Annotated in this window: 2 tRNA genes and 2 rRNA genes; all 4 read right to left on the minus strand. The window is 48.3% G+C overall.

Going from position 1 to position 839, the window contains the following annotated elements:
* Window positions 1-295 (minus strand): 23S ribosomal RNA (locus AC58X1_RS24685); the annotation flags it as partial.
* Window positions 296-535: 240 nt separating this feature from the next.
* Window positions 536-611: transfer RNA gene (locus AC58X1_RS24690), tRNA-Ala, on the minus strand.
* Between the two features lie 12 nt (window positions 612-623).
* Window positions 624-700 (minus strand) — tRNA-Ile (locus tag AC58X1_RS24695).
* Between the two features lie 87 nt (window positions 701-787).
* A 16S ribosomal RNA gene (locus AC58X1_RS24700) occupies window positions 788-839 on the minus strand; the annotation flags it as partial.

Raw genomic sequence — 839 nt, forward strand, 5'->3', positions numbered from 1 at the left:
GTTCCACTAATCTCAAACCAACTTAAGGGCTGGTCCCCGTTCGCTCGCCACTACTAAGGGAATCTCGGTTGATTTCTTTTCCTCAGGGTACTTAGATGTTTCAGTTCCCCTGGTTCGCCTCTTGCACCTATGTATTCAGTACAAGATACTCAGCTTATGCTGAGTGGGTTCCCCCATTCAGAGATCTCTGGATCACAGTCTGTTTGCCGACTCCCCAAAGCTTATCGCAGGCTACCACGTCTTTCATCGCCTCTGACTGCCAAGGCATCCACCGTATGCGCTTCTTCACTTGACCATATAACCCCAAGCAATCTGGTTATACTGTGAAGACGACATTCGCCGAAAATTCGTACTGCCCTTTCGAGCATTCACAAATTTTACCTTAGCCTGATCACACACCAGTGAAAGTGCATGTCAGTCTATTTCTATCACATATCCGAATTTTTAAAGAACGATCTGACAAAAGTCAGAAATCAACATTCATCAACGAATGTTCATTTCTAAGTTCTGACAAGCTGTGAAGCATGAAGCAAAATGGTGGAGCCAAGCGGGATCGAACCGCTGACCTCCTGCGTGCAAGGCAGGCGCTCTCCCAGCTGAGCTATGGCCCCGTGTATCTGCAATGGTAGGTCTGGGCAGATTTGAACTGCCGACCTCACCCTTATCAGGGGTGCGCTCTAACCAACTGAGCTACAGACCTATAACAGGGTCACGTTACAGCATCGTCTTTATACAAGTGAATCAAGCAATTCGTGTGGGAGCTCATCAGCAGGCTGATGTCTTCGATTAAGGAGGTGATCCAGCCGCAGGTTCCCCTACGGCTACCTTGTTACGACTTC

The organism is Pseudomonas sp. PGPR N4 (assembly GCF_059693665.1).